The organism is Schwartzia sp. (in: firmicutes) (assembly GCF_978017985.1).
On sequence record NZ_CDXDFU010000062.1, the window covers coordinates 1 to 5,728 of the forward strand.

7 protein-coding genes are annotated in these 5,728 nt (G+C 48.9%); 1 reads left to right on the top strand and 6 read right to left on the bottom strand.

The features are described from left to right. The 6 genes from ACY69O_RS02880 to ACY69O_RS02905 all read right to left on the bottom strand — a co-directional run. Positions 1-206: DUF6056 family protein (locus ACY69O_RS02880; protein ID WP_462331964.1), on the bottom strand; the 206-nt coding region annotated here is incomplete at its 3' end. Positions 207-215: 9 nt separating this feature from the next. Further along, on the bottom strand, positions 216-1,193 hold the full coding sequence (locus tag ACY69O_RS02885; protein WP_462331965.1) for a glycosyltransferase family 2 protein: 978 nt from the start codon (positions 1,191-1,193) through the stop codon (positions 216-218). A gap of 4 nt (positions 1,194-1,197) precedes the next feature. Further along, positions 1,198-2,040: a ChbG/HpnK family deacetylase gene (locus ACY69O_RS02890; RefSeq protein ID WP_462331966.1), complete on the bottom strand. Its 843-nt coding sequence runs from the start codon at positions 2,038-2,040 to the stop codon at positions 1,198-1,200. Positions 2,041-2,053: 13 nt separating this feature from the next. Next, positions 2,054-2,329, bottom strand: a complete 276-nt coding sequence (locus ACY69O_RS02895; protein ID WP_462331967.1) for a DUF1294 domain-containing protein — start codon at positions 2,327-2,329, stop codon at positions 2,054-2,056. Between the two features lie 77 nt (positions 2,330-2,406). Further along, complete coding sequence (locus ACY69O_RS02900) at positions 2,407-2,853, bottom strand: universal stress protein (protein ID WP_462331968.1); 447 nt, start codon at positions 2,851-2,853, stop codon at positions 2,407-2,409. Positions 2,854-2,989: 136 nt separating this feature from the next. Further along, a complete protein-coding gene (locus ACY69O_RS02905) occupies positions 2,990-4,198 on the bottom strand; it encodes a dicarboxylate/amino acid:cation symporter (RefSeq protein ID WP_462331969.1) in 1,209 nt (402 codons plus the stop codon). Positions 4,199-4,460: 262 nt separating this feature from the next. Between ACY69O_RS02905 and ACY69O_RS02910 the strand changes: the two genes are divergently transcribed. Beyond that, on the top strand, positions 4,461-5,728 hold a 1,268-nt coding region (locus ACY69O_RS02910), incomplete at its 3' end, for an FIST signal transduction protein (protein WP_462331970.1).

Here is a 5,728-nt window from a genome sequence, read left to right on the forward strand (position 1 = left end):
GTCACCATACGCCCGCCATGCAGAAAATAGTGGCGGTACGCCGAAGTAAATACATCCCCCAATGAACCCAGATGCTCCGTTGTCATCCATATCATTGAATAATCATAATCGTCGCGGTGAATGGGCATACCCAGATTCAGCAAAAACATAACCAAAAATATTGCTGCCAAAATCAGCAGAACCTTACCTTTATTTCCTGTCTCCATAATAAAAAATCATTCTTCTCCTTTATATTCCGAAGGTCTCCCCCGGCGATAGCAGAGTTTTTTTCCGTCCCTCTCGTCCACCAGATAAATAGGGCGCTGCTTGCTTTCGTTAAATACCCTCCCCAGATATTCGCCTATAATACCAAGGGACAGCAGCTGCACGCCTCCCAGAAACAGCATAACCGTTATCAGCGTCGGATATCCTGCTACCGGATCGCCGTACAAAAGCGCATTGAAAAGCACGAAAATCATGTAAAGAATCGCCATCACTGACACAAAAAGGCCGAGCATAGTTGTCAGCCGCAGCGGAGCAGTCGTAAATGACGTAATCCCCTCCACCGCCAGATTGAACAGCGAAAAATAGTTCCATGTGGTCGTTCCCGCGGCACGGGGCTGAACCTTATAGGGAATCTCCTTTTTCCGGTACCCAACCCACGTGAATAGACCCTTTGTGTATCTCTGGCTCTCACGCATAAGGCAAAGTGCCGAAACACAGCGGCGGTCCAGCAGACGAAAATCACCCACATTACGCTGCACCCTGTACCGCGTAAAGCTCTGCAGCACACCATAAAAAACACCTGTCATGTTGCGTTTGAACCAGGTCTCGTCCTCGCGGTCGGTGCGGCGCGTGCAGACGTCATCATATCCCTGTCTCCACCATTCCACCATCTCGGGAATCATAGAAGGAGGATGCTGCAGATCAGCGTCCATTATAATGACCGCATCTCCGTCAGCGTAATCAAGACCTGCCATCATAGCCGCTTCCTTGCCGAAATTGCGGGAAAGGGAAATATATGACACATCTTCATTTTCCGCCTCAAGCCTGCGGAGTATATCAAGAGTACCGTCCATGCTGCCGTCATTTACGAACAGGCAGGAAAACTGTGCATCAGGCACCGCCTCCACTGCCTTTGAAAGCTCCGTATAAAAGGTCTCAATGACCTCTTCCTCGTTATAGCATGGTACAACAACCGTTATCTTATCCATACATTTACACCAAATCAGCAAAATTTCCTATCTGAATGTTTTTCTTACTGAGAATCGCCATAGTCTCCGCAGAGGTTACGGCACGGAGCTCCTCCTCAAAATCATGCTCCCATTCACAGGCAGGCACAAGAACACTGTTGTCCGTCCCCGGGTGCAGCATAACCTCTGTCGTGCCCTCGCCCATAGTCTCTGCCATCTCGCGGAGATAGCCCTCGCTGACTGCCTCTCCGTCAACAATGCCGGCAAAAGCATCAGGAGTCTTCATGCCTCTTGCATGCGCCTTGTGCCTTGCCATACGCGCAAGCGTACCAAGCCCAAGCCGTCCTATAAGCTGTCCCGGACTCATTTCATCTCCGCAGAAAAGGTCTATTACAGGCACACGCGCAGCACGGATCCCTGCCTTCTGCGCAACATCCAGCGCAGTATCAATAATCCCCGGCAGCGTGTGCATATGCTGGTGGCTGTCTATATGCGTAAGCGCAACCCCCGTACTCATCATCTTTTCCATCTGGGCCGAAAGCTCACGCCGCACCTCCTCCATGGAAATCTTTCCCATGAGAAACCTTTTCACGAAAACATTATGCGTATCATAAAAGACACCCTCAGATGTCACGAGAGAAGGAATTTCCTCAGGTGGAAGAACAGGGAATCCGTTCACCAGAGTGAAATGCACGCCGACACCAAGCTCCTTATGTGTCCGTGCCACCTCAACGGCCCCGTCAAAAGCCTTTCCTCCCGGCATTAACGTCGCAGAACGCAGAAAACCCTTCTCGGCCGCCTGCGCAACAGCCGCATTAATAAGCGGATGACGTCCGAAATCATCCGCATTGACAATGATACGCTTCAAAACAGTTCCCCTTTTAATAATTCAGTAAATACCATACGTAACCGACAGCCACAACCTGCAGAAGCAGGATAACCGGCACGCCGATCTGAAATTTCAAATGATGCGTCTTATGACGGAACACAATCATCCCCAAAAGTGCTCCCATACTTCCCCCTACCAATGCTATAAGCAGCAGAAGAGCTTCAGAAATCCGCCATTTCTGCTTCATAGCAAGCATTTTATCGGCACCGTACATCAAAAAAGCAATGATGCTCATTACAGCAATATAGCTGGAAAAATACAGCAGCATATATACGCCTCCATTGATGCAAAAATATTTTTACACGCATACTAGAGCTTACCACAACTGCCTGCCACCCGCAACAATCAGCGGACAAGGAGCACAGGTACACTGCAGTGATGCAGAACAGAGTGGCTCACGCCGCCGAGGATTACGTCCTGCAGCGTGCCAAGGCCGCGAGTGCCCAGAACAATTATACTGAACCCGCCGTTTTCAGCCACATCAACTATAACATCAGCCGGAGACCCTATCTGTACCATAGTATCAAGCCCTACTTCCTCGGGGACCTGCTTCGTATACGGCTGCAGAAGCTTATAGCCCTGCTCCTTAAACTCCGTAGGAACATAGCCGCCTGCCATGGACCTTTCAAGCATGGACATCTTGCGGTTCAGGTCGACAACATGCAAAAGCGTAAGCTCACCCCGCACCAGCGACGCCAGATACACCGCATGCCGAAACCCACGCTCCGACTCCACCGACCCGTCAAGCGGTACAAGAATCTTCCGATAACGAACATCCTCCACTGCAGCCATAAGATCCGCCTCCGTTTTCTCTGAACCGTGCTTCAGATAATATCCAAAGCACCTGAACACCTATTCGTGTGTATAACACACTTTCCATTTTACCACATAAAAAAGCATCCGGAGCAAATACCGGATGCTTTTTAACTTAAGCCTTTTCGTACATATCCTCTATGCGCGCAACAGAAAGAGTCGAGACAACGTCTCCCGTTACATTCAGCGCCGTATGAATCATATCAATCGGGCGGAAAATACCTACAATCATTCCCATGATAGTAGCCGGCAGGCCCATCGTGCCCAGCAGCATGACTGTCAGAACAATACCGCTGTTCGGAATACCAGGCGTACCGATTGAAATAAGAGTCGTTATAAATATGAAGCTTGCCTGCTGCGCAAGGGTAAGGTCAACACCGTATACCTGCGAAACAAACATAATCGTCACCGCATAGTACGCCGCAATGCCATTCATGTTTATGGTAGCTCCCAGGGGCAGCGTAAAGGAAGCAAGCTCATGCTTCACCTTGAACTCCTGCTCGGTAACCTTAAGGGTAACAGGAAGAGTACCGGAGCTGGACGTCGTGCTGAATGCCACAAGCCATACCTCGGTAATCTTTTTGAAAAACTCCGACAGAGGAATATGCGCAATCCCCCTGATCATGAAAAGGTACAGGAACACTATGATGGAAAGAGCCGCCATGTAATGCGTAAAAATGAATTTACCCATGACGCCGAACACGGCAAGCCCGTATTCGCCAACGCTGCAGGCTGCAAGAGCACATACACCGAACGGAGTAGTCTGCATGACGAGGTCAGTAACCTTAAACATTATCTGTGTGCCCTCATCAATGAGCTTCTTCACATTCCCGACACGGTCTCCGAGAATCGTAATCGTCACACCCACGAACACCGCAAAAACAATGACCTGCATGAGCTCGCCCTGCGCCAGCGCAGCAATAGGATTGCTCGGAATCATTCCGAGAATCGCAGAGCCAACGGACATAGGCTCAGCCGCCTTGATAGGCTCTCCCGAAGCCTGAATATCGTACATACGAAACCCCGTCCCCGGGCGGATGATATGCGCGACAACCAGACCAATAACCGTTGAAAGCACCGTGGTTACCACATAAAATCCCATAACCTTCGTGCCAATCCGGCGCAGCTTCCCGATATCACCGATACTTGAGATACCGCTGATAATAGAACAAAAGATGAGAGGTATCACAATCATCTGGATGAGCTTCAAAAAGACATCACCAACAGGCTTTACCACCACAACGTCCTTGCCGAAAATCATCCCCAATACGATACCTATGCCAAAGCCAATAAACACCTTGGCACTCATACTGAGCTTTTTCATACATCCCCAACTCCTAATGTGTGTTCAGGTTTACACAATTACACACAAAAATAAAAATCGTTACAATTATAACGCATTTGTTCAGGTTTTGCCAACAGCGAAACGCATATTTTCACCATAAAATCATACAAAAATTATCAGAATCTCACTATAAATGCTCTTAAAATTTTTAGTCAAAAATGTAAATATGTATATACCTTCTATTATACTAATATGCTATAATAGACAAAATTCCTATTTTCCAAATGAAAGGCTTATCATAATGAAGCAGTTTTCTTACTACTTAAAAACTGTAAATGACCTCGAAGCCTGCCTGAGTGCGTTCCTCGCTGAATGCCCCCAGTATCCTTCGAGTATTTTGGTTTCTATATTTTCCTCATGGACCTCGCAGTCGGACATTCACGAAGTCGCACGGAGACTTACAAACCGTATTCCTCTCGCGACTATCGTCGGAGCAACGTCCTATGCCGAGATTCTGAACGGGCTCTTTTCAAACCGCACTACTATCCTCTCCTTCACGGTTTTCGAATCATCAGTCATCGAGCTTCACACCTTTGACCTGCTGTCCGAAAACCCCGAGGATACAGTTGCCCATCTGAAATCCTTCTGTGCTGCCACACCAACGTTAAAGGGCATTGGCCTTCTTTCCACTGTTAACACCCCGCGGCTTGAATGGATTCTGAAGCAGCTCTCTGAAGTCCGTGAGGACGTTGAAATATTCGGCGGATGCGCGTCCATATACCGCACACTGGACAATCCGTATATTTTTACTGACAAGGAAAAATTCAGCCACGGCATTATAGCGGTTTGCTTCCTGGGAGAAGACCTTCATATCCGAACCAACATCGGCCTCGGCTGGAAGCCTCTCGGACGCTCGCTGCGCATAACAAGTGTAGAAGGCGACCGCATAGTATGTAAGCTGAATAACAATCCTGCCGTCAGAATTTACGAAACATACCTCAAGGTGACACCGAAGCAGTTCGACTCGGAAAGCCTGGTTTTTCCCTTCGTGCTGGAGCGTGACGGTGAACCTATAATGCGCCTGCCTGCTGACACGCGGGCGGACGGCTCGCTCATATTCACCGCTGACTGCTATTTAGGTGAAACGGTGCGCCTTTCATATGGCGACCCGGGAGAAATCATAAATTCATCGTGGGAAATCAGCCACTCCCTCCGCAGCTTCGCGCCGCAGGGAATGTTTATATTCAGCTGCATGTCCCGCCAGAAATTTTTACAGAACGACACAAACAGGGAACTGAGGCCGTTCCATTCAATCTCGCCTAACCTTGGCTTTTACAGCCACGGTGAGATAGCACGGATAAACGGCAAAGTCATACTTGAAAACTGCGCTATCGTAACGGTTGCTATGCGTGAGGGCAAACCTGTCATAACCCCGAAGCTGCTTGCAGAACCGGTTAAACCCCAGCCCACCACAATGCCGCTGGTGCAGCGCCTTGCCAACTTTATCGCGGCAACAACTGCCGAACTCGAGGAAGCGAACGAAAAGCTGGCAAAGCTCGCTAAACTGGA